The sequence below is a fragment of the Nonomuraea thailandensis genome, from assembly GCF_024172165.1.
GTDB lineage: Bacteria > Actinomycetota > Actinomycetes > Streptosporangiales > Streptosporangiaceae > Nonomuraea > Nonomuraea thailandensis.
The window spans coordinates 4,115,261-4,141,218 of record NZ_JAMZEB010000002.1 but is presented as its reverse complement, the minus strand read 5'-3'; the positions used below and the strand labels follow the sequence as shown (position 1 = coordinate 4,141,218).

The following is a 25,958-nucleotide window of genomic DNA, read 5'->3' as shown; positions in this document are numbered from 1 at the left end:
GGCGTTCCATGATCTTCCAGACCTTCGAGAAACCCCAAGTTCAGCTGAACGCGGCCCGGTCGGGCTCGGGCAGCCACTGGCGCGCGGGGTCGAACGCCGGCCGGTCGGCCGTCACGAACCGCACGAGCGCCTCCAGCACCGGATGGCGGTTGCGCCGGTGGAACAGCAGCGAGGCCGGGTAGACGGGTGCGGGCTCGACGAGCGGGACCTGCACGGTGTCCGGATGCCAGGGCAGGCGGATCAGGCCGCCGACGAGGCTCACCCCCCGGCCGGCGCCGACGTCGGCCACGAAGTGCTCCCAGCCGAAGTCCGGCCCCGAGGCGTCGATCCGGAAGCCGAACGCGTCACCGAGCAGGCGGTAGAGCTCCTCCCACTCGCTGCCGGGGACGTTGCCGGGCATCCACACCACCGTGCCGGCCAGCTCCGCCATCCGCACCGACGTCCGCCCGGCGAGCGGATGGCCGCGGCTGACCAGCAGGTGGATCGGCTCCAGGACGGCGGGCACGCTGCCGAGCTCCTCCAGCGGGCCGCTCGCGCGGCAGAAGGCGGCGTCCACGGCGCCGCGCTCGAGCGCGACGCGGGCGGATCTGAGCCCGTTGGAGGTGACGATCTCGACGCCCGCCTCCTGGTTCGCCCGTTGGAGGGCCCGGTGGAAGGTTCTGAGGAGGTCGGTGGCGGGCAGCCGGGTGTCCAGGACGTCCACCCGCAGCGCGCGCCGCCGCCCCCGCAGGACCTCCCGCGTCTGGTCGGCGATCGCGACCAGGGCGCGGGCGTGGGGCAGGAACGCCCGCCCGTCCTCGGTCGGCTCGGCCCCGTTGCGGGTGCGGGACAGCAGCCTCAGCCCCAGGTCCGACTCCAGCTTCGCGATCCGCTTCGAGACGGCTTGCTGGCTGATCCCCAGGCGGGTGGCGGCCTCGCTGAAGTACCGCTCCTCGGTGACGGCCACGAACGCGCGGACCGTGCCGAGATCCAGGTCCGCCTCACCTTCTTCCACAACCAATGGTTGTGCCGGATCGGCGTGTCGATTGTTGGACAACCCCACCTGCTCTCGGGTCGAATTGCGCGGGCCGTCCCAGAGCCTACAACCAGCAGGGGTGATCAGCCGGTGGGATCCTTCGTCCATCTGCACGTGCACACCGAGTACAGCATGCTCGACGGCGCCGCGAAGGTCGGCCTGCTGATGGCGGAGGTGGCCCGGCAGGGCATGCCCGCCGTGGCGATGAGCGACCACGGCAACGTGCACGGGGCGTACGAGTTCCACCGGTCCGCGCGCGAGGCCGGCGTCAAGCCGGTCATCGGCATCGAGGCGTACCTGGCCCCCGCCTCCCGGCGCCACCGCCAGCCGGTCTACTACAGCGACAACCTCGCGCTGCGCCGCTCGAACGACGACACCGGCGAGGGCGGCGACGTCTCCGGGCGCGGCCTCTACACGCACCTGACCATGTGGGCGGCCGACGCCCAGGGCCTGCGGAACCTGTTCCGCCTCCAGTCCCGCGCCTGGCTGGAAGGACACGTCCAGAAATATCCGCGCATGGACGATGAGCTGCTCGCCGAGTACGGCGCCGGGCTCATCGCCACCACCGGCTGCCCGTCCGGTGAGGTCCAGACCCGGCTCCGCCTCGGCCAGTACGACCGGGCCGTCGAGGCCGCCGCCCGCTACCGCGACCTCTTCGGCGCCGGCAACTACTACCTGGAGCTGATGGACCACGGCCTGCCCATCGAGCGCCGCATCCGCGAGGACCTGCTGCGCCTGGGCAGGCGGCTCGCGCTGCCGCCGCTGGCCACCAACGACTCCCACTACGTCACCGAGGACCAGGCGGACGCGCACGACGCGCTGCTGTGCGTCGGCACCGGCAAGCGGCTCGCCGACGCCGACCGCTTCCGCTTCAGCGGCAGCGGCTACCACCTCAAGCCCGCCGCCCGGATGCGCGAGCTGTGGGACGCCGAGGTGCCCGGCGCGTGCGACAACACGCTGCTGATCGCCGAGCGCGTCGGCGACTACGGCGAGGTGTTCGCCCACCGCGACCTGACGCCGCGTTTCCCCGTGCCGGAAGGCGAGACCGAGTCGTCCTGGCTGCGCCGGGAGACCCTCGCCGGCGCCCGCCGACGCTACGGCGGCGACCCGCCGCCCGACGTGCTCGGCCGCATCGACCACGAGCTGTCCGTCATCGACGCCATGGGCTTCCCCGGCTACTTCCTCGTGGTGGCCGACATCTGCCGCCACGCCCGCGAGCACGGCATCGGCCTCGGCCCGGGGCGCGGCTCCGCCACCGGGTCGATGGTCGCGTACTGCACCGGCATCACCCAGCTCGACCCGATCGAGCACAAGCTCATCTTCGAGCGCTTCCTCAACCCCGAGCGCATCACCATGCCGGACGTCGACCTCGACTTCGACGACCGGCGGCGGGACGAGATGATCGACTACGTCACCCGCAAGTACGGCGACGACCGCGTCTGCCAGATCGTCACCTTCAGCACCATCAAGGCCAAGGCCGCCGTCAAGGACTCCTGCCGCGTGCTGGGCCTGCCCTACGCCGTCGGCGACCGCATCACCAAGGCCTTCCCCGCCGCGGTCGGCGGCAAGGAGATCCCCCTGGCCGCCATCCACGACCGGAGCCACGCCCGCCACGGCGAGGCGGCCGAGCTGCGCGCCATGTACGAGCAGGACCCCGACGTCAGACGGGTGATCGACACCGCGACCGGCATCGAGGGCCTCACCCGCGGCACCGGCGTGCACGCCGCCGGCGTCATCCTGTCCAGCGAGCCGCTCATCGACGTGATCCCGCTGGTCAAGCCCAAGGCCGGCGGGCCCGTCATCACCGGCTTCCCGTTCACGCAGGCCGAGGACATGGGCCTGCTGAAGATGGACTTCCTCGGGCTGCGCAACCTGACCGTGATCGGCGACGCGATCGCCAACGTCCGCGCCAACAAGGGCGTCGAGATCGACATCTTCGAGGTCCCGACCGACGACGCCACCACCTACGAGCTGCTGGCCCGCGGCGACACGCTCGGCGTCTTCCAGCTCGACAGCGGCGGCATGCGGGTCCTGCTGCGGCTCATGCAGCCCACCACGTTCACCGACATCGCGGCCGTCAACGCGCTCTACCGGCCGGGCCCGATGGAGATGAACGCCCACACCAACTACGCGCTGCGCAAGACCGGCAAGCAGCGGGTCGAGCCGATCCACCCCGAGCTGGAGGACGTGCTCGAGCCCATCCTGGGCGACACCTACCACCTGGTCGTCTTCCAGGAGCAGGTCATGGCCATCGCCCAGCAGCTCGCCGGCTACTCGCTCGGCGCCGCCGACCTGCTGCGCCGCGCCATGGGCAAGAAGAAGAAGGAGGTGCTGGACGCCGAGTGGGACAGGTTCTCGGCGGGCATGCGCGGCCGTGGCTTCTCCGCCGAGGCGATCAAGGCCGTCTGGGACGTGCTCGTGCCCTTCAGCGGCTACGGCTTCAACAAGTCGCACACCGCCGGCTACGGCCTGGTCTCCTACTGGACGGCCTACCTCAAGGCCAACCACCCCTGCGAGTACCTGGCCGCGCTGCTCACCTCCGTCGGCGACGACAAGGACAAGATGGCCGTCTACCTGTCCGACTGCCGCCGCCTCGGCATCAAGGTGCTGCCGCCCGACGTCAACGCCAGCAGGCTCGACTTCACCGCCGTCGGCTCCGACATCCGCTTCGGCCTCGGCGCCGTGCGCAACGTCGGCGCCAACGTCGTGGACGCCGTCGTCAGCACCCGTGAGGCCAAGGGCCCCTACACCGGCTTCGACGACTTCCTCACCAAGGTGCCGTCCGTCGTCTGCAACAAGCGCGTCATCGAGTCGCTGGCCAAGGCGGGCGCCTTCGACTCGCTGGGGCACGTGCGCAAGGGCCTGGTGGCGGTGCACGAGCAGGCCGTCGACGCGATCATCGACGTCAAGCGCAACGAGGCCCACGGCCAGGACACGCTGTTCGGCTCCGGCGAGGCGGGCCAGGGCAGCGCCTTCTCGATCGCGGTCCCCGGCGGCGAGTGGGACAAGGCCACCCTGCTCGCCTTCGAACGCGAGATGCTCGGCCTGTACGTCTCCAGCCACCCCCTCGACGGCGCCGAACGCGTCCTGGACGCCGGCCGCGACACCACGATCGCCGACCTGATCGCCTCGGGACGCCAGGACGGGGCCGTCCGGGTCAGCGGCATTGTCTCCGGCCTCCAGCGCAAGGTCACCAAGCAGGGCAGCCCGTGGGCGATCGTCACCCTGGAGGACCACGACGCCTCCGTGGAGTGCCTGATCTTCCCCAAGACGTACACGCTGTACGGCGAGGCGCTGGCCGAGGACCGGGTCATCTCGCTGCGCGGCCGGATCAACGTGCGCGACGAGACGGTCAGCGTGTACGGCGAGGAGGTCTCCGTCCTGGACGTCTCGGCGGCCGGCGCCGAGCAGCCCGTGGTGATCTCGATCCAGGAGGGCCATCTGAGCGCGCGCGTCGTCCAGGAGTTCAAGCACATCCTGGCCGCCCATCCCGGCCGCGCGCCCGTCCACGTGCACCTGCACCGCCGGCACGCCGGCAACCTCCTGCTCGACCTGGTCCCCTTCCAGGTCACTCCGGGCCCGGCGTTCTACGGCGACATCAAGGCCCTCCTCGGCGCCGCTGCGATCGGCAGCGCATGAGCGGCACCCCCGCGAGCCGCGGTGTTTCCGCGGGCCGCGGCTCGCTGGGAGGCGGCCGGGCATGAGCAGTGTGCCGCCCGCCTGCCCCCGCTGCCGCACCGGCGAGGTGCTGGCCGTCCTGCGCCTGCCGAGCACCTGGACGAACGCGTCGGGCCGCCCGGTGCGCGGGCACGGCGAGGTGCTGCTGTGCGCCCGCTGCGACGCCGGCGACCCGCTCGTCACCTACTTCGCCGTCCACGGCACGGCCCGCACCGAGCACGCGGAACTCCTGGCCAGGCTGCTGCACCAGTGGCTCGGCCGCGCCCGCCCGCAGACGCCGGACGACGACGCGCTGCGGGCCGAGACGGAGGCCTGGCACAGGGGTGAGCTGTGACCGCCCATCTCTGTACCTACTAGTATGTCTGCTCGTGGACACGAGGGAACGACTCATCGAGAGCACCCGCGAGCTGCTGTGGGAGCGCGGCTACGTGGGCACCAGCCCCAAGGCGATCCAGCAGCGCTCCGGCGCTGGCCAGGGCAGCATGTACCACCACTTCCACGGCAAGCCCGACCTGGCGCTCGCCGCGATCACCCGCAGCGCCGACGAGCTGCGCGAGCGGGCCCGCGCCGCGTTCGACGGCCCCGGCACCGTGGCCGAGCGCATCGCCGCCTACCTGCGCCGCGAGCGCGACGCGCTCAAGGGCTGCCCGGTCGGCCGCCTCACCCAGGACCCGGACGTCATGGCCGATCCCGAGCTGCGCAGGCCCGTCGAGGAGACGTTCGCCTGGCTCACCGGCACCCTGGCCGGCCTGCTCGCGCAGGGTCGCGCCGAGGGCGAGCTGCACCCCGCCCTCGACCCCGCGGCCACGGCCGCCGCGCTGGTCGCGGTCGTGCAGGGCGGCTACGTCCTGGCCCGCGCCGCCGGCTCCCCGCAGGTCTACGCCCAGGCCGTCGAGGGCGCACTCGCCCTCGTCCTGCAGCAGAAGGAGAACCGCTGACATGCCCTTCGTCCGCATAGACGCCCTGCGGGCCGACGCCGCCCGGCTCGACGCGCTCGGCCGCGCCGTGCACGACGCCCTGATCGAGACGATCGGCATCCCGCCCGGCGACCTGTTCCAGGTGCTGACCGCCCACGACGGCGCGCGCGGCACGCTGCGTTACGGCGACTTCCCCGGCATCCGCCGCGACGACGACCTCGTGTACGTCGCGATCACCCTGCGCTCCGGCCGTTCGTCCGAGCAGAAGCAGGCGCTCTACCGGCGGATCGCGGAACTCGCCCGCTCCTACGCGGGCACCGACCCGCGCAACGTGTTCGTCTTCCTGACCGAGAACGAGTCGATCGACTGGTCGTTCGGGGAGGGCCTCGCCCAGTACGCCGTTTCCCAGGGGACGGACGGTCCCGCCGATTGAGCGATCGACGCGTGCCCCGGGCGACGTGTGCCTCGGGCGGCGCGAGCTGCCGGCGTCGTTCGCGTGCTGGTGGGACGGCCGGGCGGCGTGCGGGTGCGACGACCGGCCGGCGTGCGCTCTCAGTGGCGCGCCCAGGACAACACCCGCGCCGCCAGCTCGTCGTGCCCCCCGCCTACGGCCTGGAACACGGTGGGGATGAGCGCACGTCCCTGCGCTGCGTCCGCCACCGCGTCGTCGATCCACTCCTGAGGCGCGCCACGCTCGCGCAACCTGCGCACCCGCTCGTCATCGGGGCAGTCCAGCAGCGCCCACCGCACCGGCCCGTCCCAGCGCGCTCCCGGAGCGAGCTCGTCGGCGTCGGGAATCGGGCACATCAGCAGCACAGGATGCCCGGCGCGGCGCACCATCGACACGACGCGTCCCCACAACCGGTCGTAGGCAGGCCACACCGGCGCGGCCTCCGGCTCCGCGATCGCCACCCCGATCAGTCCGCCGTCCTCCAGCAACTCGTCCATGTCCATCACGACCAGCCCGTCCGCCGCCCGGACGAGGTGCGGGAGCAGGGTGGTCTTGCCCGCTCCCGGCGCGCCGGCGAGCAGGCACAGCGGTCCACACGAACGATCATCCATCCGCCGATGCCAGCCACCCGCGCCCTCGCCGCCGCCCCGCGCCCGTCGCTTCCGCGCGCCCCCGCCCTGTGCCGTCAGCGTGGCAGGAGGGCGGTGGTGCCGATGAGCAGGATCCCGGCGACGGCGATCGCCGCCCGTCCGCCGACCACGCCCGCCAGCACGCCCCACAGGGCCGTGGCCGTGGCGATGGCCGCGCGGCTGGTGATCGTCCACGCCGTCAGGACGCGGGCCAGCGTCTCCTTCGGCGGCCTGCGCAGCCGGTACGTCGCCAGCACCGGATTGAAGACCCCGATGCACGTGATCATGGCCATCTCGACCGCCATGACGACGAGCAGCCCACCCGTGCCGGGCCCGACGAAGACCAGCCCGACCAGCCAGACGGCGCGGGCGGCGCCGAAGCCGAGCAGGATCCGCCGCTCCCCGAAGCGGCGCACCAGCGGCCGGGACAGCCGCGCCCCCACGATGCCGCCGAGGCACGGGACGCCGAAGCCGAGCCCGTACTCCAGCGGCGTGAAGCCCAGGTCGTTCAGCATCAGGTGGAGCAGCAGGGGAGCGGTGGCCATGATGAGCGCGTTCACCAGCACGGTGTTGGCGAGCAGCAGCCGCAGGTCGCGGTCGGCGGCGATCACGCGCCAGCCCGCCGCCACCTCCCCCGGCCGGGAGCCGCCGGCGGCCCGACCGGCAGGGGGCGGCGGGTCCGATGGGGCAGGCGGCGGAGACGTAGGCGGAGCAGGAGGCGCAGGCTCGGCAGGAGGCGCAGACGGGGCAGGCGGGGCAGGCGGGGCCGGGTGGGACGGCGGCGCGGGTGGAGGAGGCTGGGCCGGTCGGACGGGCGGAGGGGGCTCAGGTGCGGTGATCGCGCGGATGCCGAGCGCGGACAGCGCGTAGCTGACGGCGTTCAGGACGACCGTGGCGACCGGCCCGAGCAGGCCGATGAGCGCGCCGCCGGCCGGCGGGCCGATGGCCGTGGACACCCAGGTGACGGTTTCGAACCGGCCGTTGGCCCGCGTCAGGTGCCGGTCGGGGACCAGGGACTTCAGGTGCGCCCCGCTGGCCCCGACGAAGACGATGTCCGACACGGCGACCACCATGGCCACCGCCAGGAGCTGCACGTAGGTCAGCAGCCCCAGCACGTACGCGGCCGGCACGCTCATCAGCACGAGGAAGCGCACCAGATCCGCGCGGATCATCAGCGGCCGTTTCCGCTGGAACTCGACCCACGGCCCCAGCGGCACCGCCAGCAGCGCCCCGGCCGCTCCTGAGGCCGCCGCCATCCAGGAGAGCTGCGCGGCGCTCGCGTCCAGCACGAGGACGGCGATCAGCGGGAGCGAGTCCAGCGCCAGCCATGTGCCCAGGGAACTGGTCGCGTAGGCCCCCCACAGCCGGCCGAAGTCACGCCCCAGCCTCTCGTCGCCCGCCATCCCTCTCCCTCCGATCGGACCGGGTGCCGATCCAACACGGAAAAGGGCCGCACGCTCAAACAACGGGCGCGGACGTACGGACAACCAGCGGTTGTGCGCCGAGGTGGGCTACGCCGGACGGCCGGGGCCGGTGATGAGCGGGGTGGGCGGCTTGCGGGTGAAGCGGGCGCGGATCAGGCCGGGGACGGACGGGCCGCCGGCGAAGCACCACAGGGCGATCACCGGATCGCAGATGGCGCAGCCGAAGGAGGAGTCGTGCGAGAAGGGCAGGATGGGGCTGCCCTTGAGGTGGTGGAAGACGTCCCAGACGGTGTGGAGCAGCCAGCCGACGCCGATCCAGGTCCAGCTCTTCAAGCCCCGGTAGGCGACGTACGCCATGACGACGGGCAACACGAACTCCCAGTATCCGAGCCCGAACCCGCTCAGGTAGGCGGCGCCCGCACCGCCGACCAGGATGGCGTTGAGCGGGCGGCGGTGCGGCTCGGGAACGAGGGAGAGGATGGTGACGGCGATCAGGCCGATCACGATCGGCATGATGATGGACATTTCAGTCCGTTCTGTGAACGTGGCAGGAAGGGAGGTTGACCCCGGCCGAGGGCGCCGCCAGCTTAGAACGGCCGTCCGGCCGCGCCCCACGGGGTGAATGGACAACTTCCAACGGATTTCTGCCACGTTCACCGGCGAACGGGCCAAGCCGGGCCTCAGAGGGAAGGCCCGGCCTGACCGGCTCGTGGACGCCGCCGGTTACGGCTCCAGCAGGATGGAGTTGACCGGCGACAGGTTCGCGACGTAGTGGCCCGGCCCCAGGCGGACACCGCAGTTCTGCCCGCCGTAGGCGGCGCAGAGCCGGAAGCCCGCGCCGCCGGTCTGGTTGTTGATGATCAGGCGGTCGCCGAAGACGTTCCTCAGGTTGTGGGCGCCGTACCGGTAGTAGGTGTCCGGGTTGCCGTTGGAGGACGTGTCCGGGTAGATGCACACGTTCCCGGACGGGCATGCCGCTCTCGCACGCTGCACCTCCGTGGCCGAGGGATGCTGCGGCGCCGCGGCGGCCGGGACGGACAGGCAGGCCACGACCGCCAGGGCGGTGACGCCGCAGGAGGCGAGCGCGGTGCGCACGCGGAACGAGCGGGTGGCCTGGTGGAGGTTCTTACGCATGATGGGTGCTGCTTTCTCGTGTCGGATGGCCGTGGTCCGGGGGCTCCCGGCCGGCGCGGTGCCAGCTAAACGGGGCCGTGGGGGTGTCCAACAGAGGGGCAGACGGACGCGTGCGAACTCGTCCGGAACCGTCCGGCCGCGCGCCGGCCCCGGACACTTTGCCGCCAGAGTCGGACGCGCTGAGTAATGATTCGTATACTTTCCGATGTGGGCGAGGTCAGGGGCGGGCCGGGGCACGAGGGGGCGGCGAACACGAATCCGGACAGGGATCTCCCGGCGGTGGCGGGGGAGGACGGCGGCGGGCCCGCGCCGGAGTCGGTGAGCACACATGAGGAACTGGTGGCGCTGCTGGCCGAGCAGTTCGCTCGGGCCGACGTGTCGCTGCGGGAGTTGCAGGCGCGGGCCGACCGGGCGGGCGGGACACGGCTGCCCCGCGCCACCTGCGCCGACATGCTGGCGGGGCGGCGCTTTCCGCGCAAGGCGGTGATGATGGCGTTCGTGCGGGCGTGCCAGGTGCCCGAGCACCGGCTGCCCGCGTGGGAGCGGGCCTGGGAGCGGGTACGGCTCGCACGCATGCCGGCCGTCCCGACCCAGTGCCGGCCCCCAACGCCGGCCGGCCAGCAGCCGTCGGTAGGAACGACAGACGGGACGACAGGCGGGGCGGTGGGCCGAGGGATATCGCAGGTGGCGGGCCAGGCGGTGCAGCAGGTGGCTGGTCAGGTGGTGGGTCAGGCGATATCGCAGGTGGCGGGTGAGCCCGTGACGCCGCAGCCGGTCATGCCCGCCGCGCGGGCTCGCCCCTCCCACGCCCCACCGGTCGTGCCGGGGCCGGGCGGGCCCGCGGCAGGGGAACACGTCCCCGCCGCAGGCCGGAGGCGGCGCCGGGCGCTGCCGCTCGTGGCGCTGGCGAGCGCCGCCGCCACGGTGATCGTCGGCACCGTCGTGTGGCTGTGGCAGGACACGATCACCGACGACGGGCGCGCGTTCGGCCCCGGCGGGTCGAGCCGCTTCACGGTGCGGATCGACCCGGCGGGCGGCCCCGTACGGCTGGTCCGCCGCCTGGACGCCCGCATCTCCCGCCAGCGCGCCACCATCGGCGTGAACGGCGCCCCCGCCGGCCAGTGGGAGCCGCTCCCCGACGGCCTCGACGGCTGGGCGGAGCAGCACGTCGACCTCCCGCCGTCCCTGACCGCCGGCCAGGGCTCGCTGACCGTCGTCAACGCGTTCGTCTCCTCGGAGTGGGACTTCAACGAGTTCGGCTACGTCGTCGAGCAGCAGATCGACGGCGCCTGGACCACGACCGACACCTTCGACGTCGGCCCAGGCCACACCGGCGGCGAGGCCGCGCACGGTTACCGCATCGCGGGCGAGACCTTCCGCGGCACCCGTACCCTCGACGCCCCGCCCGAGCGCGACGGGCGCACCGCCCCGCGCGCCCGCTACGAGGCGGAGGCCGGGCAGATCAGCCGGGCGCGCCCGCGCCCGGGCGCGGTCGGCGCGTCGCAGGGCACGGTCGTGGCCGGCCTCGACCACGAGGACAGCCGGGTCGACCTGCGGGTGTACGCGCCGAGGGCCGGACGCTACACCGCGTACGTGACCTACGCCGCCGGATACGGCGACGCGCAGCACACCGTGACGGTCAACGGCTCCACCAGGTTCACCCTCGACTACCCCCACCACGGCTGGGACGTCTGGCGGCAGGTGACGGCCTCCCTGCCGCTGACCCGAGGCTGGAACACGCTGCGGTTCCAGCACCACAACCGCTGGGCGGAGCTGGATCACGTCGAGATCGCCTGACCTGCCGACGGCCCGCCGTCCCTGCGGTTAGCCTTGCCGGATGAAGACGCATGGTGAACTGAAAGGCTTCTGGGAGCGGCGCCTGCAGTCCGACTGGACCGAGAGCGGGGTCGGCTACGCGGCGCTCGGCCGGGCGTTCAACACCTGGATGTACCGCGTGCGCGCGGAGGTCTTCGACCGCGAGGCCGCCACCGTGCCCCTCCACCTGCCCGACGCCCGCGTCCTGGACGTCGGCTCGGGGACGGGTTTCTACGTGCGCCGCTGGCAGGGGCTGGGCGTCAAGTCGATCGTGGGCTGCGACCTCACGGCGGCGGCGGTGGAGCGGCTGCGCGGGCGCTTCTCCGGCGTGGAGTTCCACGAGGTGGACATCGCCGAGCCCGGTGACACGCTGGAGCGGGGCTCGTTCGACGCGGTCTCGGCCATGGACATGCTCTTCCACATCACCGACGACGCCCGCTACAGGGCGGCTCTGGGCTCGGTGGCCGCGGCGCTGCGCCCCGGCGGGATCTTCGTCCTGTCGGAGAACTTCCTGCAGCGGCCGGAGCAGCGCGGCGACCACCAGGTCAACCACACGCTGCCGTGGATCACCAAGGCGCTCGACGAGGCCGGGTTCGACGTGATGCGCCGGATGCCGATGCTCGTCCTCATGAACGCCCAGGTCGACGCGAACCCCGTCTGGCGGAAGCTGTGGGGCGGCTTCCTGCGCGCGGTCACCCTGAGCGAGCGGACCGGCGGCCTGGCGGGGGCGCTGCTCTACCCGCTCGAACGGCGGCTCGTCCGCCTGCTGAGGGAGAGCCCCACCACGGAGATGATGATCTGCCGCCGCCGCTGACGCCGGGAGCGGGCGGCGTCAGGAGTAGAAGTGCATGACGACGGCCAGCCCGACGAAGTGCATGAGCGCCACGGCGACGAGCAACGACACGAACACGAACTTGGCCGGGCCGTGCTCGAAGTGCTTGCCCTCCTTCAGGGGAGGCAGCTTGGCCTGGCGCTCGGCGATGCGCTCCTCCAGCGGCTTGCGGTGAAACATGGGGAGTCCTCCAGCCGGCCGAACAACAATTTGTGGCCTAATAGTTTGTACACCAAGTAAGCTACCAGCAAACGATGGAGGTGCACACCGATGGAGCCTGTGACAGAGGCAACAGACCTGCTGGCGCTGGACCGCCAGGTGTGCTTCGCCCTCAGCATCGCCTCGCGCAGCGTGATCGCCCTCTACCGGCCGCTGCTGCAGCCCATGGGCCTGACGCATCCGCAGTACCTGGCGATGCTGGCGCTCTGGGAGCGGGAGCCGCTGTCGGTCAAGGAGCTGGGGGAGCTGCTCCAGCTCGACCCCGGCACCATGTCACCCCTGCTCAAGCGGCTGGAGGCGCTCGGCTACATCCGGCGCGAGCGCAACAGCAAGGACGAACGCGCGCTGGCCGTGACCCTCACCCCCGAGGGGCGGGCGCTGCGGGAGCAGGCGGAGAGGATCCCGCCCGCGATCGTGGCCCGGCTCGGCATGGGCCTGGACGAGCTGCAGCGCCTGCACGAGTCGCTGACGCGCGTGATCGCGGCCGCCCGCCCCACCGGCTGACGTGACGCCCGCCTCCGTGGTCCGGAGGCGGGCATCTCAGTATGGGAGCCGGCGCCCGGACGGCGTCCGTAGATCCAGGCCGGGGCGGGGGCGTGCCGGCTTCGGCCGCATCGTCGTTCGGATGGCGCGCATCTCGGTCTCCTCGCGTGAGTCGTGCTTCTTCTACGTCGGAGGGGCGGGGTCCGGATGACGTACCACTTCTGGGACGCGACTTTTTGATCTACACCGTAAAGGTGGTCGGGCGCCTTGTTGGAGGTTGGACGCCCATCTATAGTCATCGGCATGACTAGTAATGAAGATGACTAGGAGATGGCTCTCCGGCACGCGGTGCTGGCGGCGCTGCTCGACGGCGAGTACAGCGGCTACCAGCTCACGAAGATCTTCGACGTCGGTGTCTCCAACTTCTGGTACGCCGCCCCCCAACAGCTCTACGCCGAGCTGACCAAGCTGGAGGCCGACGGCCTGGTGGCGGGGCGCGAGGTCGTCCAGCGGGGCCGGCCGAACAAGCGCGTGTTCCAGGTCACCCGGGCGGGCCTGGACGAGCTGGCCGCCTTCGCCGCCACCCCGGCCAAACCCCTCCTCCTGCGCGACGACCTGGTCGTCAAGGTGCACGCCGCGGATCTGGCGGACCCGGCCCCGCTGATCGCCCAGCTCCGGGAGCGGGCCGAGGAGGCCGCCGCCAAACTGGCCTTCTTCGAGCAGACCCTGCGGCGGCTGCGCGGCGACCTCGACGAGGAGGAGTTCCTGCGCGCGGGTGAGCGGGTCGGGCCGTACCTGTCCTGCCTGGCCGGTTGCCGGCTGGAGCGGGAGATGCGTGACTGGTGCCGGCAGAGCGCGCGCACGCTGGAGGAGCGCGCGGGGAGGAGGGTGTGATGACGTTCACGCGCTACGTCGCGCTCGGCGACAGCCAGACCGAGGGGCTGGGCGACGGCGACGACGTCCTGGGGCATCGCGGATGGGCCGACCGGCTGGCCGAGCACCTGGCCCGCGCCGACCAGGGCCTGCTGTACGCCAACCTGGCCGTGCGTGGCCGGACGGCGGCGCAGATCCGCGACGAGCAGCTCCCGGCGGCGCTGGAGCTGCGGCCTGACCTGGCGACCGTCATGGCGGGCATGAACGACGTGATCCGCCCCGGCTTCGACGCCGCGCGGGTGGCGGGGGAGCTGGAGGAGATGTTCGCCGCCCTGGTGGGGGCGGGCGCGCACGTGGTGACCGTGACGTTCCCCGACATCGGCAGGATCGCGCCGATGGCCCGCCCGCTGGTGCCGCGCGTGCTTGACGTCAACGAGCGCATCCGCGAGGCCGCGTCCCGGCACGGGGTGACGCTGGTGGACACCTACCCCCTGGCGTACGTGACCGACGCGCGCATGTGGAGCCGCGACCGGCTGCACGCCAGCCCCATGGGACACGCCAGGTTCGCCGCCGCGGTGGCGCACGCGCTCGGGCTGCCGGGCAGCGACGACACCTGGATGGCACCGCTGCCGGCGCTGCCCGCGCCGGGGGCGTGGCGGTCGGCGGCGACCGAGGCGCGGTGGCTGGCGACGTTCGCGGGGCCGTGGATCGGCCGGCGGCTGCGCGGGCGCTCCTCGGGGGACGGGCGGACGGCCAAGCGCCCGCTGCTCGCTCCCGTCCCATGCGATCATGGGGGCTCCCCGACGCTCTTCTGAGGTGAGATGAACGCCGTCACGTACGCGGAGCCGCCCGAGTCCCATCCCGAGATCCCGCTGGCCGGCGGGGACGTCACCGAGGGAGTCGTGCGCGTCGGCGACACGGTCCGCCGGACGATCGGCCCGAACGCGCCGCTCGTGCACGCGTTGCTGCGTCACCTGGAGGAGGCCGGGTTCGCCGGGGCTCCGCGCTTCCTCGGCGTGGACGCGGCCGGGCGCGAGGTGCTGAGCTTCGTGCCCGGCGAGGTGGCCGGGAGGCCGCGGCCGTCGTGGCTCGCCGACGAGGGGCGGCTGGCGTCGGTGGGGCGGCTCGTGCGCGCCTACCACGAGGCCGTCGCGGGCTTCGCCGTGCCCGACGGGGTCGAGCCCGGGCTCGGGCTGGCGGACCCGCCGGGCCTGCCGCCCGAGCCGCCGTACGCGGTGGAGCTGGTCGGGCACATGGACTACACGCCGGACAACATCGTCTTCCGGGACGGGGAGGCGGCGGCGCTGATCGACTTCGACATCGCCAGGCCCGTCACCAGAGTGGACGAGCTGTTCAACGCGATGTTGTACTGGGCGCCGCTCGGCGACCCGGTGGACGCCGATCGGCCGCTGCGGGAGGCGGACGTGCCGCGCCGCTGCCGGATCCTCGCCGACGCGTACGGCATGCCGGGCCTCGACCGGTCGCGGCTGGTCGAGGTGGCCGTGATGCGGACGCGGCGGTCGTGGTTCCTGATGAGGCGGAACGCCGAGGAACTGGGCGGCGGGTGGGCGCGCATGTGGGAGGAAGGCGTGGGGGACAGGATCAAGCGGCGCGAGGCGTGGCTGGAGCGGCACGGAGCCGACATCGACGCGGCCCTGACCGCGCCCTGACCACACCCTGAGCGCGCCGCCCCGATCGCGCCGCGCCGGCCTGGCGGTGCAGGCGTGGCCCACGGCCAGCTCGATCGCGTACCCGCCGCCCACCCACCACGGCGCCGCCAGCCCGGCCAGCAGCGCGACGACCTCGCCGAGCGGGGCGGCGTCCCAGGGGCCCCACGGCGTCTCGATGCGTACCATCCGGCCATCATGCGGCATCGCGGGCATGCGGAGGGTGCCGCGGGGTAAGGCCGGGGGAGGGGAGGGGGCACGATGACGAGGCTGGTCGAGGAGACCCCGTATCGCTGGCGGATCGACGCCGAGGAGCCGATGCGGGTGCCCGGCGTGGTGTTCGCCACGGCCGACCTGCTGCCCGACCCCTCGGCCGACCAGGCGCTGGGGCAGGTGGCGGCGGTGGCCACACTGCCGGGGATCGTCGAGGCCTCGTACGCGATGCCCGACATGCACTGGGGCTACGGCTTTCCGATCGGCGGGGTGGCGGCCACCGACGTGGAGCGCGACGGGGTGGTCTCGCCGGGCGGGGTGGGGTTCGACATCTCGTGCGGCGTGCGGCTGCTGCTGTCCGGCCTGCACCTCGACGAGCTGCGCCCGCGGCTGGACGCCGTCATGGACGCGCTCGACGCGGTGATCCCGCGCGGCATGAGCAAGGGCGCGGTGTGGCACCTGCGCGGCCAGGCCGAGCTGGAGGAGATCCTGGCCGGCGGCGCCAGGTACGCGGTGGAGCGCGGCCACGGCGAGCCCGCCGACCTGGAGCGCTGCGAGGACGGCGGCGCCGTGGCCGACGCCGACCCGGCCGCGATCGGCGCCCGCGCCAGGGAACGCGGGCTGGCGCAGGTCGGCAGCCTCGGCTCCGGCAACCACTTCCTGGAGGTGGAGGCGGTCTCCGAGGTGTACGACGAGGAGATCGCGGCGGCGTACGGGCTGTGGCCGGGACGCGTCTGCGTGCTCATCCACACCGGCTCCCGCGGCCTGGGCCACCAGGTGTGCACCGACTCGGTGCGCGCCATGGAGGCGGCCATGGCCAGGTACGGCATCAGCGTCCCCGACCGGCAGCTCGCGTGCGCGCCGGTCACCTCGCCGGAGGGGCAGGCGTACCTGTCGGCGATGGCGGCCGCCGCGAACTACGGCCGGGCCAACCGGCAGCTCCTCGGCCAGGCCGCCCGCCGCGCCTTCGAACGGGCCACCGGGGACGGCGGGCTGAGCCTGCTGTACGACGTCTCGCACAACCTGGCCAAGCTGGAGACGCACCAGGTCGAAGGCCGGGCGCGGCGGCTGTGCGTGCACCGCAAGGGCGCCACCCTGGCCCTTCCGCCCGGTCACGAGGACCTGCCGGCGGATCTGCGGGCGGTGGGGCAGCCGGTGCTGGTGCCCGGCTCGATGGGGGTGGGCTCGTACGTGCTGGCCGGAACACCGGAGGCGCCCGCGTTCGCGTCGGCCTGCCATGGGGCGGGGCGGCGGCTGAGCCGTCACCAGGCGCTCAGGAGCACGTCGGCGGCCAGGTTGCGGGCGGAGCTGGAGGAGGCGGGGGTCGCTGTGCGGGGCGCGTCGGCGCGGGGGCTGGCGGAGGAGACGCCGCACGCGTACAAGGACGTGGACGCGGTGGTGACGGCGTGCCATCTGGCGGGGCTGGCCAGGAAGGTCGCCAAGCTCGCGCCGGTCGGGGTGGTCAAGGGATAGGCCGTCCGCGTGGCGACAGGGCGGGGCGTGTGTCCAGGCGGTGACAGGGCCGGAGTGGGCGGGGCGGGCGTTCCGGAGGCTCAGACGTCGATCACCGCCCGCGCCCGCCACTCGCCGTCCTCCCGGCCGAATCGCACGCCGTGCGTGGTGACCGCCTTCGGCATCGCGCCGACCTGCTCGACCGCCTCGGCGGGGACGGTGGCCAGCCGCAGGCCGCCGTCCTGTCCTGGCCGGACGTCCACGACCACGCGGCCGTGCACCTCCACCTGGTAGATCACCTCTTCCAGCAGCGCGATCAGCAGCCCGGCGCCGCCCTCCTGATCGCCGCCCGAGGCGGTGTGACCGGTGGTGGAGAAGTCGACCCCGCCGTCCGGCGCGGGAGCCGTGCCGAGGTCGGCGAAGCTCTCCACCAAGGCCCGTGCCGCCTCGGCCAGGCATTCCTCGCGCGCGCCCGCCCATGCCTCCAGCGCGATGTCGGCGGTGTGCGGAACCGTGCGGTGACCTCTGCTCATGCTGCCACTCCACCAGCGACGGGCCCGCCCGCAAAGCGTGCCCGCGTCAAGAAACGGCAGCATGTACGCCAACCGGGGACAGGCGAGGACCGGGATCCGGATAGAGTCGTCGTGATGATCACCTGGTTGACGGAGGCCCGCCGGCGAGGCGCCCCATGACGGAGCGCCTGCGGATCACCGAGGTCGAGCTCGACTCGCTCGTCACCGTGGTCACCGTCAGCGGCGAGCTCGACATGGACACCTGCCCCCTGCTGCAGGCCGCGCTGGCCCGGGCGCTGCCGCGGGTCGCGATCGACCTCGGCGCCCTGACCTCGGCCGACTCCTACGGCCTGACCGTGCTGCTCGCCATGCACCACCACGCGCGGGCGGCTGGGGGCCGGGCGCTGGTGTGCGAGCTCGGTGACCTGATGCGGGCGGTGTTCCGGCAGCGCGGCCTGGACCGGGTCCTCGATCTGCGCTCGACGCTGCAGGAGGCCGTCGCCGAGCTCCGCGCGCTCTGACCCGCGGCCTCGGGCGGCCGGCTCCTGCAGCGTCGAGCGCTGTGCGAGGGCGACCGCCCGGGAACCAGGCCGCGGATCAGCTCAGGAGGTGGGCGTCGGTGTCGGCGTCTCGGTCGGCGTCTCGGTCGGCGTCTCCGTGGGCGTCCCGGTGGGAGTCTCGGTGGAAGTCTCCGTCGGGACGGCCGTGGCGGTGCCCGTGGGGGTGTCCGTGGGCAGCGGCGTGACCGTCTGGGTCGGGGTGGGGCACGGCGTCGGGGTCTGCCAGTTCGGCACGATCGCCCACCACTGCTTGGCCCGCCTCCAGCCGCTCTTGTCCCGCGGGTGGAGCCTCATGGGCTGCGAGAGGTCCAGGACGTAGGCCGCCCGGGCCGTCTGCCCGTCCGTGGTGGCGGTCACCGACACCCAGCCGTCCTGCTGGAGCTGCCGCTCCTCGCCGTCGCGGACCCGCAGCCGGGGCTGGCGCGTGGACTCGTCGATCGTGTACGTCTGCTCGAAGCCGTCCTGGCTGCGCACCGTGATGGAGCCGTCCGCCAGCGCGGTCACCTGCCCGGTCTGGGTGAGCAGCGTGACGGTGCCGCACCCGTCCTTGGTCGCCACGGAGAACTCGCCGTGCATCGTCCCGACGAACCCCCACGGGTTGATGGGCGGCAGCTCGGCCGGCGTGGGCGTGGCCGTCGGCGTCTGGGTGGGAGCGGGGGTGAGGGTTTCGGTCGGGGTGGGGGCGGGGGTTTCGGTGGCCGGCGGCGTGGGGGTGGCAGTGGGGGCTTCGGTGGCCGGCGGCGTGGCGGCCGAGGCCGAGACGGTCACTCCTACGCCGCCGGTGGCGACGATCGCGATGGTGGCGATCTTCAGCAGGTGCCGGGGGATCCGCCTGCGGCGGGGACGTTCCTCATACGGTCGGCCGGAACTCATGGGCGTCACCTGGTCCTCCACGGGGGTCGGTGGGATCGGATCGGGGACAACTGCCCTCCGGGCGGACGCATGCACATATCGCCGCGCGGCGCGGAGGGCGGGGAGCTGACTGGCGTCGTTAGTCGAAGGCGAACAGGTCGGACCACGGCGCCGGCACCGCCACGGGGTGGCGCGGGTGCCCGGCGCGAACGCTAGCTCTGGTTGGACGTCGTACGGACTCGGTGGGTTCCCACCGGTTTCACCGTAGTCGTCCGGTTAGTGGCGTCCGGCGTGCTCCGGCTCCGGCAACCGCTCCTTGGACTCGCACAGCAGCAGCCGCCCGCCCCTGGCCAGAACCGGCAGGCACAGGCGCGTGGCGTGCGGCGGGGGACTGACGACGTACCCCTGTGCCGCCGGGCTAACGGATCACGGGCGGGCCCCGGCAGGCGGCCCGGCGAGCTCGGTCAGGACCTGGTGCAGGCCGGTGGTGTCGGTGCCGGTCCAGGCGATGTAGCCGTCGGGGCGGATGAGCGTCAGCGGGCCGCCGTGGGTGGCGGGGATGGCGGGGGTGGCGGTGTGGACGCGGTCGTGCCAGCCGCTCAGGTCGGGGTGGCCGGTCGGGTGGGGGTGGCCGGTCGGGTCGGTGATGAGGACGAAGCGGCGGTGGCGGAGTGCTTCGTACAGGCGGCTGCCGCCGGTCAGGGGCTGGTCGGCGGCGCGGGTGCCGGTCTGGCCGGGGGCGCCGTGCGGGGCGGGGTAGTGGTAGCCGATGCCGCTGAGCTGCCCGGTGATCTTCTCGCGGATGGCGGGCAGGGACAGCGCGCGGCGGGCGGCGAAGCCGCGCAGGGCCCGCCCGGCGGCTGATTCGATCATCGCGGCGCGGATGATGGCGCCGCTGCTGCGCAGCACCGACCGGCCGATGGGGTGGCGTTCGCGGTGGTAGCCGTCCAGCAGTTGCTGTGGCGCGCCGCCGCGTACCACGGCGGCCAGCCGCCAGCTCAGGTTCGCCGCGTCCTGCAGGCCGGTGTTCATGCCCTGCCCACCGGCCGGGGAGTGCACGTGCGCGGCGTCCCCGGCCAGGAACACCCGCCCGATCCGGTAGTGCGGCACCTGCCGCTCGTCGCTGTGGAAACGCGACAGCCAGCGCGGCTCGTGCATGCCGAAGTCGCTGCCCAGCGCCCGCCGGGTCACCTCCCGCAGTTCCGCCAGCTCCAGCGGCACGTCATCGGGCACCGAGCGGCGCCGGTCCCAGGCGAAGACGCGGTAGAAGCCGTCACCGAACGGCGCGATGAACGCGAAGGCGTCCCCCACCCCGTTGACGGTCAGCAGCCCGGCCGGCGGCTCGGCCACCCGCACATCCCCCAGCATGATCGACTTCAGCACCGACTTGCCCGGGAACGGCAGCCCCAGCGCCTGCCGCACCACGCTGCGGTAGCCGTCACAGCCCACCACGAACCCGGCCCGGAACTCCCCCGCCCCGGTGGCGACGCTCACCCCGGCCGCGTCCTGGGTCACCGCCCGCACCCCGGCCCCGTACACGATCTCCACCCCCGCCGCCAGCGCCCGCTCCAGCAGCAGCCGCTCCACGTTGTACTGCGGCGTGATCAACAGGAACGGAAACCGGCTCGGCAACGCCCCCAGATCCACCTCCACCCGCTCGAACAACCGCACCTTCCGCAACACCGCCCCCATCGGCACCAGCCGATCGGCCAGCCCCCGCGCGTCCAGCTGCTCCAGCGTCCGCGCGTGCACCCCGAACGCCCGCGACAGATTCGACACCCCGCCCTCACGGCGCTCCAGCACCGTGACCGCCACCCCCGACTCCGCCAGATCCCCGGCCAGCAACAACCCGGTCGGCCCCGCCCCGACCACGATCACCTCGGACATCTCGCCCTTCCCTTCTGGTCAACGCTTGTTGGCACAACTCAATCACCGTTGAAGCGGGGTGTCAACGGCTGTTGGCAAACGATCGTTGGCAGGCTGGGGATGCGAGGCCGCGCACAGGCGTACGAGCTCCGGGACCAGGCCCCGCAGGAGCTCCTCGTCGCGCGGGTCCGCGGGCGCGTACTCGGTGATGCCCAGCCCGGCGATCTCGTGCCGGGCGGCGAGCCCGGCGACCGCGTCGATGAGCGCCTGCGCCGGCAGGCCGCCGGGCTCGGGGTAGCCGACCGAGGTGATGCCGTCCAGGACGTCGAAGTCCACGTGCACGTAGACGACGGCGTCGGCGCCGATGGTGTCCAGACCGCCGATGCCGGCCTGGCGGATGTAGTCGGCCTCGGCCGGGTCCAGGGAGCGGGTGCCCGCCAGGGCGACCTGGCGGGGGTGCAGCGCGGGGGAGCGGACGAGATCGGGCGGGCCGTCGCCCTGAAGGGTGCGCAGGATCATGCCGTGGAAGGCGCCCGAGGGGGACGTGCCGGGCGTGTTCAGGTCGCCGTGGGCGTCGAACCAGGCGACGCGCAGGCGGTCGCCGTGCCGGCGCAGCGCGGCCGTGACCGGTTCGAGCTCGACACCGCAGTCGCCGCCGACGGTGACGGTGAACCCGTCGCGGGGAAGCGCCTGCCGCGCCCGGCCGGCGGTCTCGGCCAGGGTCGTGCCGGTCTCGACCCGCACGTGCGCGGCCGCTCCGGGGATCATGGCGGCCAGCCTGGCGGCGCCCTCGACCAGCCTGGGCGCGGTGGGTGACAACGATCCCTGCCACTGCGGGACCTCGACGACGGTCAGCATGTCGCTCTCCTCCTGAGACGGGGTGGAGCGACAGTGTCGCCGTGCGGGATCGGCAACGTCCACTTAGTATTTCTGCACTGATCTATAAGATGTGCTTGATGTTAAATCCGGTCAGGTTGCGCCTGTTGCGTGAGTTCGCCGAGCACGGCACGATGACGGCCGTCGCCGAGCTGGGCGGCCTGACCTCGTCCGCCGTCTCCCAGCAGCTCGCCGCCCTGGAGCGGGAGGCGGGGGTGCCGCTGTTCGAGCGGGCGGGCCGGCGGGTCCGGCTGACCGCCGAGGGGCAGCGGCTCGTCCGGCACGCGCATGTCGTCCTGGACGCGCTGGAGGCCGCCGAGGAGGACCTCCGCTCGGCCTCGACCCCGAGAGGGCCGGTCAGGGTGGCGTGTTTCGCCACGGCGGCCGTCGCCCGTCTCCTGCCCGCGATCGCCACGGCCCGGAGCCGCCATCCCGGCCTGCACGTGATCGTCCATGAGCTCGAACCGCGCGAGGCCGTCGAGGCGCTGCGGGCGGGCAGGTGCGACGTGGCGGTCGCGTTCACCTACAGCCTCATCCCCGAGGAGCCCGGCCCGGGAGTCACGCGCCGGTTCCTGGGCGTCGAGCCGATGCTGACGGCCCTGCGCGCCGATCACCCGGCGGCGTCCGGCGCGGTGGATCTGCGGGCGCTGCGCCAGGAGCCGTGGATCGCCGGCTCGCAGGGGACCAGCGACCACGAGATGCTCGACCGCGCCTGCGCCCTGGCGGGCTTCCGGCCGAACGTCGTCCACACGGCCGACGACTACGCGCTCGTGCTGCGCATGGTGCGGGAAGGGCTGGGAGCGGCGTTCGTCCCCGAATCGGTCGCCACCGCCGTCGGCGTGCCCGCCGGCGTCGTGCTGCGCCCGATCTCCACGATCGGGATCACCCGTACCAGCTACGCCCTGATCCGGACCGCGACCCCCGCCGTCGCCGCGATCCTCGACCTGCTCGTCGCGTGAATCTACACTGTAAAGGCGCTCGGCTGGTGATGATGACACAGCGTCAGAAGAAGGGTTCCTGTCATGGATCGCACCCCCCGCATCGACGAGACGAGACCACATTCGGCCCGGGTCTGGAACTACCTGCTCGGCGGCACCGACAACTACGCCGTGGACCGCGAGGCGGGCGACGCCCTGCTGCGCATGTTCCCCGACTTCGCGCAGGTGGCGCGGTTGCAGCGGGCATTCCTGCGGCGGGTGGTGGGCTTTCTCGTCACCGAGATGGGGGTCAGGCAGTTCCTGGACGTCGGTGCGGGCCTGCCGACGGCCGACAACACGCATGAGGTGGCTCAGCGGCTGGCGCCGGAGTCGCGGGTGGTCTACGTCGACAACGATCCGCTGGTGCTGGTGCACGCGCGGTCGTTGCTGCGCGGGTCCGCGGCGGGGGTGACGGACTACCTGGACGCCGACGTGCGTGATCCCGACGCCATCGTGGCGGGGGCGGGCAGGACGCTGGATTTCTCCCGGCCGATCGGTCTGATCATGCTGAGCATCGCGGGGCAGGTGCCGTCGTACGACGTCGCGTCGGGGCTGGTGCGGCGGTTCGTGGCGGCGTTGCCGCCGGGGAGTTTCCTGGCGTTGTCGGACGGGGTGGCGGTGAATCCGGCGTTGGTGGAGGCGGTGACTGCCTACAACCAGCGGGCCGCCTTCCCCTATACGTTGCGCAGCCCCGGGGAGGTGGCGGGGTTCTTCGAGGGTTTGGAGCTGGTGCCGCCGGGGGTGGTGTCGACGCCGCTGTGGCGGCCGGGGCCGCCGCAGCAGGCGTCGGGGGTGGTGAGCGCGATGTGCGGGGTCGGGCGTAAGGCCGGTCAGTAGAGCCAGCGGTAGGCGCGGATGATGTCGGCCGGGTCGAGGTCGGTGGCGCGGCCGGCGTCGGAGACGCGTACGGCGCGGAAGGCGCCGGTGATCTCCTCGCCGAGCGCGGTGCGGATGCGCGGGTTGTCGAGCAGGGCTTGGAGCTGCTGCTCGACGGTGGTGGGCAGGCGGTGGACGCCGTGCTCGGCGCGCTGCCGGTCGGTCCAGGTGGCGGGGTCCTCCTGGATGGGGCCGGGAGGTGTGAGGCCGTCTTCGATGCCGGCGAGGCCGGCGGCGATGACGGCGGTGAGGGCGAGGTAGGGGTTGGCGGAGGCGTCGGAGGGCTTGAGCTCGACGTTGGCGTGGTCGGGGCCGAGGAGCGGGGTGGTGGGGACGAGCCGGAGCGCGGCCTCGCGGTTCTCCACGCCCCAGCAGGTGTAGGCGCCGGACCAGTATCCGGGGCGCAGGCGTTGCAGGGAGGAGAGGCTGGGGGCGGTGACGGCGACGATGGCGGGCAGGTCGCGCAGGAGGCCGGCGAGGTAGGCGGCGCCCTCCGCGGTGATGCCCGCGGGGCCGTGCCCGCCGGACAGGAGGTTGGCGCCGGCGCGGGAGGGCGAGGTGTGCAGGTGCCAGCCGTTGCCGACGTGGCCAGGGGTGACGAGGGGGGCGAAGCTGGCGCGCAGCCCGTGGTCGCGGGCGGCGGCGTGGATGGTCTGGCGGGTGAGGAGCTGGCGGTCGGCGGCGGTGACGGGGTCGGCGGGGGCGATGTTGAGCTCGTACTGGCCGGGGCCGTACTCGCCGTGGAGCTGGCCGATGGGGACGCCGTTGCGGTTGAGGTCGCGCAGCAGTCGTTCGGCGAAGGCGTCCACGGCGAGCATCTTGGTGGGGCCGTAGGAGGGGCCGTCGTAGACGGGGCGGGGGTCGTCGCCGGTGTCGTCGGCCGGGCTGAGGTGGAATTCGATCTCGTAGCCGGCGCGGATGCCGATGCCGAGGTCGGCGGCGCGGGTGACCTGGCGTTCGAGGGCGGTGCGCTGGTCGTAGGGCCAGGGGGAGCCGTCGGGGGCGATCTGGCGGCCGGGGGCCCAGGCGAAGGCGGGCTGCCCGGCGAGCTGGACGATGCGGTCGGTGACGGGGATCAGGCGGATGTCGCCTGATGGGGTGCCGAGCGGGGGGTGGCCGAAGGTGATGGTGTCGTGGGAGTCGAAGACGGCGAAGAGGGGGGTGATGCCGATGCCGCGTTCGATGGCGGTGGTGAACTGCTCGACGGGGACGGTGCGTGAGCGTGGGATGCCGTTGTTGTCGGCCCAGGTGATGATGACGCCGGCGACGCCCGCGGCGGCGAGGTCGAGGTCGAGTGTCCGGGCGTCGGCTTGTGGTGCGCCGGTGGTGGTGTGGTCGAGCATCGGCATCCCCTCTTGGTGTGCGGCCCGCGTGGCACCTTATCCCCGGCGGGGGGTGCCGAGAGGGTGCCACGCACATGTGTTCTGGCTGGTCGGGGGGTATGTCCGGGGATGCGCGGCTTGAGACGGAGGCCTTCGGGCGGGCGGGCCGAAGGCTGGTGACCGCGTGGCGGGCAGGGGCGGGTCCTCCTTTGGGACGACGTCGTCGCGACCTCCGGAGGAGCCGGCCGGCACCCGGTGACGATGTGCGGGGCACCGCTGCGGCGGCAGATTGGGCCGGGTGAACAGCTCTCCTCCTGGAAACCGCCGTGCGATCGTGCCGGTCCTGATCATCGCCGTCTGGTCGGTGGGTTATCTGGCCCTCGGCCTGCTCTGGGCTCTCGGAGGGCCCGGGTATCCGTTCGACGCCGGTCGCGCGGGTCCGGGCAGCACGTTGCTCGACCCTCTTCCGGCGGCGGCCGGCGGGGGTGTGCTGGCGACGTCGGCGCTGGTGGCAGGCGTCGTCGCGGTGCTGGCCGCCAGAGGGCCGCTCGGCCGGGCCCCCGCCGTCGTGGCCGTCGTGACCGGTGTCGGCCTGGCGGTGCTCCTGCCGGACGTGCGCATCATGATGAGCGCCGGGTATCTGCCGGTGATGGTGGTCGCCGCGCTCGCCGGCCGGATCGAGTTCTCGATGATCGCGACCATGCTGACGTGGCCGAGCGTCAACCTGCTCATCCTGATGGCGGCCGGTGTCAGCCTGATGGTCGTGGGGATGCGCCCGCTGGTCGGAGCGTACGGAGGGTCCGGCAGCGCCGCCGGCGCGTTGCGGGTCGGGCGGTACGCGACGGCCGTCGCGGTCGCCGTCCCCGTCGTCTACGCCGTCACCCGCATCGGCTGGCTCCTGGGCGTGCCCGTCGGCATCAGCGACCGGTTCCTGGCCTGCATCGCCGGGATCACCCCGATCGGCGCGGGCCTGAGCGCGCTCGGCCTCGTCGGCGCGGTCCTGACCGTCGGCCTGGTGCGGCCGTGGGGTGAGATCTGGCCGCGCTGGGTGCCGTTCCTGGGTGGGCGGCCGATTCCGGCGCGGTTCCCGGCCGGCGCGGCTCTGGCCGTGGCTCTGCCCATCACCTCCGCCGGGCTGATGTACGTGCGCAAGAAGCTCACCGGCGAGCGGATCGGCCCGCCGGGAGCGGGTGAGGAACTGGGCGCCTGGCTGCCGGAGATGTTGTGGCCGCTGTGGGGTGCGGCCCTGGCGGTGGCCGCGCTGGCGTACCTGGCCCGGCGCCGGAGCCTCGCTCGGGCGCGCCGACCATAATGG

The 25,958-nt window shown here is 73.1% G+C and carries 26 protein-coding genes; 15 read left to right on the top strand and 11 right to left on the bottom strand.

Annotated features, from left to right (window positions below; all coding sequences use genetic code 11):
• Positions 1 to 40 precede the first annotated feature (40 nt).
• Complete coding sequence (locus tag HD597_RS22545) at positions 41 to 994, bottom strand: LysR family transcriptional regulator (protein ID WP_253744664.1); 954 nt, start codon at positions 992 to 994, stop codon at positions 41 to 43.
• Between the two features lie 111 nt (positions 995 to 1,105).
• Between HD597_RS22545 and dnaE the strand changes: the two genes are divergently transcribed.
• From dnaE to HD597_RS22525, 4 genes are all read left to right on the top strand, one after another.
• A complete protein-coding gene (gene dnaE, locus HD597_RS22540; RefSeq protein WP_308210678.1) occupies positions 1,106 to 4,654 on the top strand; it encodes a DNA polymerase III subunit alpha in 3,549 nt (1,182 codons plus the stop codon).
• A gap of 61 nt (positions 4,655 to 4,715) precedes the next feature.
• The gene (locus tag HD597_RS22535) at positions 4,716 to 5,027 is read left to right on the top strand and encodes a DUF6300 family protein (RefSeq protein WP_253744663.1); all 312 of its coding nucleotides are present in this window, start codon (positions 4,716 to 4,718) and stop codon (positions 5,025 to 5,027) included.
• 34 nt (positions 5,028 to 5,061) lie between these two features.
• Positions 5,062 to 5,631, top strand: a complete 570-nt coding sequence (locus HD597_RS22530; RefSeq protein ID WP_253744662.1) for a TetR/AcrR family transcriptional regulator — start codon at positions 5,062 to 5,064, stop codon at positions 5,629 to 5,631.
• Position 5,632: 1 nt separating this feature from the next.
• On the top strand, positions 5,633 to 6,043 hold the full coding sequence (locus tag HD597_RS22525; RefSeq protein WP_253744661.1) for a tautomerase family protein: 411 nt from the start codon (positions 5,633 to 5,635) through the stop codon (positions 6,041 to 6,043).
• 119 nt (positions 6,044 to 6,162) lie between these two features.
• On the opposite strand, the gene HD597_RS22520 is transcribed toward HD597_RS22525, so the two are convergent.
• From HD597_RS22520 to HD597_RS22505, 4 genes are all read right to left on the bottom strand, one after another.
• Positions 6,163 to 6,672, bottom strand: a complete 510-nt coding sequence (locus HD597_RS22520; RefSeq protein WP_253744660.1) for an AAA family ATPase — start codon at positions 6,670 to 6,672, stop codon at positions 6,163 to 6,165.
• Positions 6,673 to 6,746: 74 nt separating this feature from the next.
• Positions 6,747 to 8,093 carry an MFS transporter gene (locus tag HD597_RS22515; protein WP_253744659.1) on the bottom strand — a complete coding sequence of 449 codons (1,347 nt, stop codon included), beginning with the start codon at positions 8,091 to 8,093 and terminating at the stop codon, positions 6,747 to 6,749.
• Positions 8,094 to 8,201: 108 nt separating this feature from the next.
• The gene (locus HD597_RS22510) at positions 8,202 to 8,639 is read right to left on the bottom strand and encodes a DUF6010 family protein (RefSeq protein WP_253744658.1); all 438 of its coding nucleotides are present in this window, start codon (positions 8,637 to 8,639) and stop codon (positions 8,202 to 8,204) included.
• A gap of 198 nt (positions 8,640 to 8,837) precedes the next feature.
• On the bottom strand, positions 8,838 to 9,248 hold the full coding sequence (locus HD597_RS22505) for a hypothetical protein (protein ID WP_253744657.1): 411 nt from the start codon (positions 9,246 to 9,248) through the stop codon (positions 8,838 to 8,840).
• Between the two features lie 207 nt (positions 9,249 to 9,455).
• Here HD597_RS22505 and HD597_RS65910 point away from each other — a divergent pair, with 207 nt between their 5' ends.
• Both HD597_RS65910 and HD597_RS22495 read left to right on the top strand, forming a co-directional pair.
• Positions 9,456 to 11,045 carry a CBM35 domain-containing protein gene (locus HD597_RS65910; protein WP_253744656.1) on the top strand — a complete coding sequence of 530 codons (1,590 nt, stop codon included), beginning with the start codon at positions 9,456 to 9,458 and terminating at the stop codon, positions 11,043 to 11,045.
• A 40-nt stretch (positions 11,046 to 11,085) separates the two neighbouring features.
• Entirely contained in the window at positions 11,086 to 11,877 is a 792-nt protein-coding gene (locus tag HD597_RS22495; RefSeq protein WP_253744655.1) for a class I SAM-dependent DNA methyltransferase, read from the top strand.
• An 18-nt stretch (positions 11,878 to 11,895) separates the two neighbouring features.
• Here the strand turns inward: HD597_RS22495 and HD597_RS22490 are convergent, their stop codons facing one another.
• Entirely contained in the window at positions 11,896 to 12,075 is a 180-nt protein-coding gene (locus tag HD597_RS22490) for a hypothetical protein (RefSeq protein ID WP_168019878.1), read from the bottom strand.
• 90 nt (positions 12,076 to 12,165) lie between these two features.
• On the opposite strand from HD597_RS22490, the gene HD597_RS22485 reads away from it, so the two are divergent.
• The 5 genes from HD597_RS22485 to HD597_RS22465 all read left to right on the top strand — a co-directional run bounded on the left by HD597_RS22485 (position 12,166) and on the right by HD597_RS22465 (position 16,823).
• Complete coding sequence (locus HD597_RS22485) at positions 12,166 to 12,618, top strand: MarR family winged helix-turn-helix transcriptional regulator (protein WP_253744654.1); 453 nt, start codon at positions 12,166 to 12,168, stop codon at positions 12,616 to 12,618.
• A 309-nt stretch (positions 12,619 to 12,927) separates the two neighbouring features.
• Positions 12,928 to 13,491 carry a PadR family transcriptional regulator gene (locus tag HD597_RS22480; RefSeq protein ID WP_253744653.1) on the top strand — a complete coding sequence of 188 codons (564 nt, stop codon included), beginning with the start codon at positions 12,928 to 12,930 and terminating at the stop codon, positions 13,489 to 13,491.
• Positions 13,491 to 14,285 (top strand): SGNH/GDSL hydrolase family protein, encoded by a 795-nt coding sequence (locus tag HD597_RS22475; protein WP_253744652.1) that lies wholly within the window; start codon positions 13,491 to 13,493, stop codon positions 14,283 to 14,285. Before HD597_RS22480 ends, HD597_RS22475 begins: the two co-directional genes overlap by 1 nt.
• Positions 14,286 to 14,291: 6 nt before the next feature.
• Positions 14,292 to 15,140, top strand: a complete 849-nt coding sequence (locus HD597_RS22470; protein WP_253744651.1) for an aminoglycoside phosphotransferase/kinase family protein — start codon at positions 14,292 to 14,294, stop codon at positions 15,138 to 15,140.
• Positions 15,141 to 15,398: 258 nt separating this feature from the next.
• Complete coding sequence (locus HD597_RS22465) at positions 15,399 to 16,823, top strand: RtcB family protein (protein ID WP_253744650.1); 1,425 nt, start codon at positions 15,399 to 15,401, stop codon at positions 16,821 to 16,823.
• A gap of 80 nt (positions 16,824 to 16,903) precedes the next feature.
• Here HD597_RS22465 and HD597_RS22460 read toward each other — a convergent pair whose 3' ends face one another.
• Positions 16,904 to 17,335 carry an archease gene (locus HD597_RS22460; protein ID WP_253744649.1) on the bottom strand — a complete coding sequence of 144 codons (432 nt, stop codon included), beginning with the start codon at positions 17,333 to 17,335 and terminating at the stop codon, positions 16,904 to 16,906.
• A 155-nt stretch (positions 17,336 to 17,490) separates the two neighbouring features.
• Here HD597_RS22460 and HD597_RS22455 point away from each other — a divergent pair, with 155 nt between their 5' ends.
• Complete coding sequence (locus tag HD597_RS22455) at positions 17,491 to 17,835, top strand: STAS domain-containing protein (RefSeq protein WP_253744648.1); 345 nt, start codon at positions 17,491 to 17,493, stop codon at positions 17,833 to 17,835.
• An 81-nt stretch (positions 17,836 to 17,916) separates the two neighbouring features.
• Here HD597_RS22455 and HD597_RS22450 read toward each other — a convergent pair whose 3' ends face one another.
• The 3 genes from HD597_RS22450 to HD597_RS22440 all read right to left on the bottom strand — a co-directional run bounded on the left by HD597_RS22450 (position 17,917) and on the right by HD597_RS22440 (position 21,450).
• Complete coding sequence (locus HD597_RS22450) at positions 17,917 to 18,747, bottom strand: hypothetical protein (RefSeq protein ID WP_253744647.1); 831 nt, start codon at positions 18,745 to 18,747, stop codon at positions 17,917 to 17,919.
• Between the two features lie 405 nt (positions 18,748 to 19,152).
• Positions 19,153 to 20,613: an FAD-dependent monooxygenase gene (locus HD597_RS22445; RefSeq protein ID WP_253744646.1), complete on the bottom strand. Its 1,461-nt coding sequence runs from the start codon at positions 20,611 to 20,613 to the stop codon at positions 19,153 to 19,155.
• A 42-nt stretch (positions 20,614 to 20,655) separates the two neighbouring features.
• Positions 20,656 to 21,450 carry an arginase family protein gene (locus HD597_RS22440; RefSeq protein ID WP_253744645.1) on the bottom strand — a complete coding sequence of 265 codons (795 nt, stop codon included), beginning with the start codon at positions 21,448 to 21,450 and terminating at the stop codon, positions 20,656 to 20,658.
• A gap of 98 nt (positions 21,451 to 21,548) precedes the next feature.
• On the opposite strand from HD597_RS22440, the gene HD597_RS22435 reads away from it, so the two are divergent.
• Entirely contained in the window at positions 21,549 to 22,427 is an 879-nt protein-coding gene (locus HD597_RS22435; protein ID WP_253744644.1) for a LysR family transcriptional regulator, read from the top strand.
• 63 nt (positions 22,428 to 22,490) lie between these two features.
• A complete protein-coding gene (locus tag HD597_RS22430) occupies positions 22,491 to 23,282 on the top strand; it encodes an SAM-dependent methyltransferase (protein WP_253744643.1) in 792 nt (263 codons plus the stop codon).
• Here HD597_RS22430 and HD597_RS22425 read toward each other — a convergent pair.
• Complete coding sequence (locus tag HD597_RS22425; protein WP_253744642.1) at positions 23,276 to 24,664, bottom strand: type I glutamate--ammonia ligase; 1,389 nt, start codon at positions 24,662 to 24,664, stop codon at positions 23,276 to 23,278. The genes HD597_RS22430 and HD597_RS22425 overlap by 7 nt on opposite strands.
• A gap of 313 nt (positions 24,665 to 24,977) precedes the next feature.
• Between HD597_RS22425 and HD597_RS22420 the strand changes: the two genes are divergently transcribed.
• Positions 24,978 to 25,955, top strand: coding sequence for a hypothetical protein (locus tag HD597_RS22420; RefSeq protein ID WP_253744641.1), 978 nt, complete (start codon positions 24,978 to 24,980; stop codon positions 25,953 to 25,955).
• Positions 25,956 to 25,958 lie beyond the last annotated feature (3 nt).

Bases quoted from the DNA above. Each gene is read 5' to 3' on its own strand.
- HD597_RS22485 (WP_253744654.1), top strand. From the start codon at position 12,166: ATGGAGCCTGTGACAGAGGCAACAGACCTGCTGGCGCTGGACCGCCAG.
- HD597_RS22440 (WP_253744645.1), bottom strand. From the start codon at position 21,450: ATGCTGACCGTCGTCGAGGTCCCGCAGTGGCAGGGATCGTTGTCACCC.
- HD597_RS22470 (WP_253744651.1), top strand. From the start codon at position 14,292: ATGAACGCCGTCACGTACGCGGAGCCGCCCGAGTCCCATCCCGAGATC.
- HD597_RS22525 (WP_253744661.1), top strand. From the start codon at position 5,633: ATGCCCTTCGTCCGCATAGACGCCCTGCGGGCCGACGCCGCCCGGCTC.
- HD597_RS22455 (WP_253744648.1), top strand. From the start codon at position 17,491: ATGACGGAGCGCCTGCGGATCACCGAGGTCGAGCTCGACTCGCTCGTC.
- HD597_RS22520 (WP_253744660.1), bottom strand. From the start codon at position 6,672: ATGGATGATCGTTCGTGTGGACCGCTGTGCCTGCTCGCCGGCGCGCCG.
- HD597_RS22535 (WP_253744663.1), top strand. From the start codon at position 4,716: ATGAGCAGTGTGCCGCCCGCCTGCCCCCGCTGCCGCACCGGCGAGGTG.
- HD597_RS22465 (WP_253744650.1), top strand. From the start codon at position 15,399: ATGACGAGGCTGGTCGAGGAGACCCCGTATCGCTGGCGGATCGACGCC.
- HD597_RS22475 (WP_253744652.1), top strand. From the start codon at position 13,491: ATGACGTTCACGCGCTACGTCGCGCTCGGCGACAGCCAGACCGAGGGG.
- HD597_RS22480 (WP_253744653.1), top strand. From the start codon at position 12,928: ATGGCTCTCCGGCACGCGGTGCTGGCGGCGCTGCTCGACGGCGAGTAC.
- HD597_RS22435 (WP_253744644.1), top strand. From the start codon at position 21,549: ATGTTAAATCCGGTCAGGTTGCGCCTGTTGCGTGAGTTCGCCGAGCAC.
- HD597_RS22460 (WP_253744649.1), bottom strand. From the start codon at position 17,335: ATGAGCAGAGGTCACCGCACGGTTCCGCACACCGCCGACATCGCGCTG.
- HD597_RS22425 (WP_253744642.1), bottom strand. From the start codon at position 24,664: ATGCTCGACCACACCACCACCGGCGCACCACAAGCCGACGCCCGGACA.
- HD597_RS22445 (WP_253744646.1), bottom strand. From the start codon at position 20,613: ATGTCCGAGGTGATCGTGGTCGGGGCGGGGCCGACCGGGTTGTTGCTG.
- HD597_RS22495 (WP_253744655.1), top strand. From the start codon at position 11,086: ATGAAGACGCATGGTGAACTGAAAGGCTTCTGGGAGCGGCGCCTGCAG.
- HD597_RS22490 (WP_168019878.1), bottom strand. From the start codon at position 12,075: ATGTTTCACCGCAAGCCGCTGGAGGAGCGCATCGCCGAGCGCCAGGCC.
- HD597_RS22505 (WP_253744657.1), bottom strand. From the start codon at position 9,248: ATGCGTAAGAACCTCCACCAGGCCACCCGCTCGTTCCGCGTGCGCACC.
- HD597_RS22430 (WP_253744643.1), top strand. From the start codon at position 22,491: ATGGATCGCACCCCCCGCATCGACGAGACGAGACCACATTCGGCCCGG.
- HD597_RS22450 (WP_253744647.1), bottom strand. From the start codon at position 18,747: ATGAGTTCCGGCCGACCGTATGAGGAACGTCCCCGCCGCAGGCGGATC.
- HD597_RS22515 (WP_253744659.1), bottom strand. From the start codon at position 8,093: ATGGCGGGCGACGAGAGGCTGGGGCGTGACTTCGGCCGGCTGTGGGGG.
- HD597_RS22510 (WP_253744658.1), bottom strand. From the start codon at position 8,639: ATGTCCATCATCATGCCGATCGTGATCGGCCTGATCGCCGTCACCATC.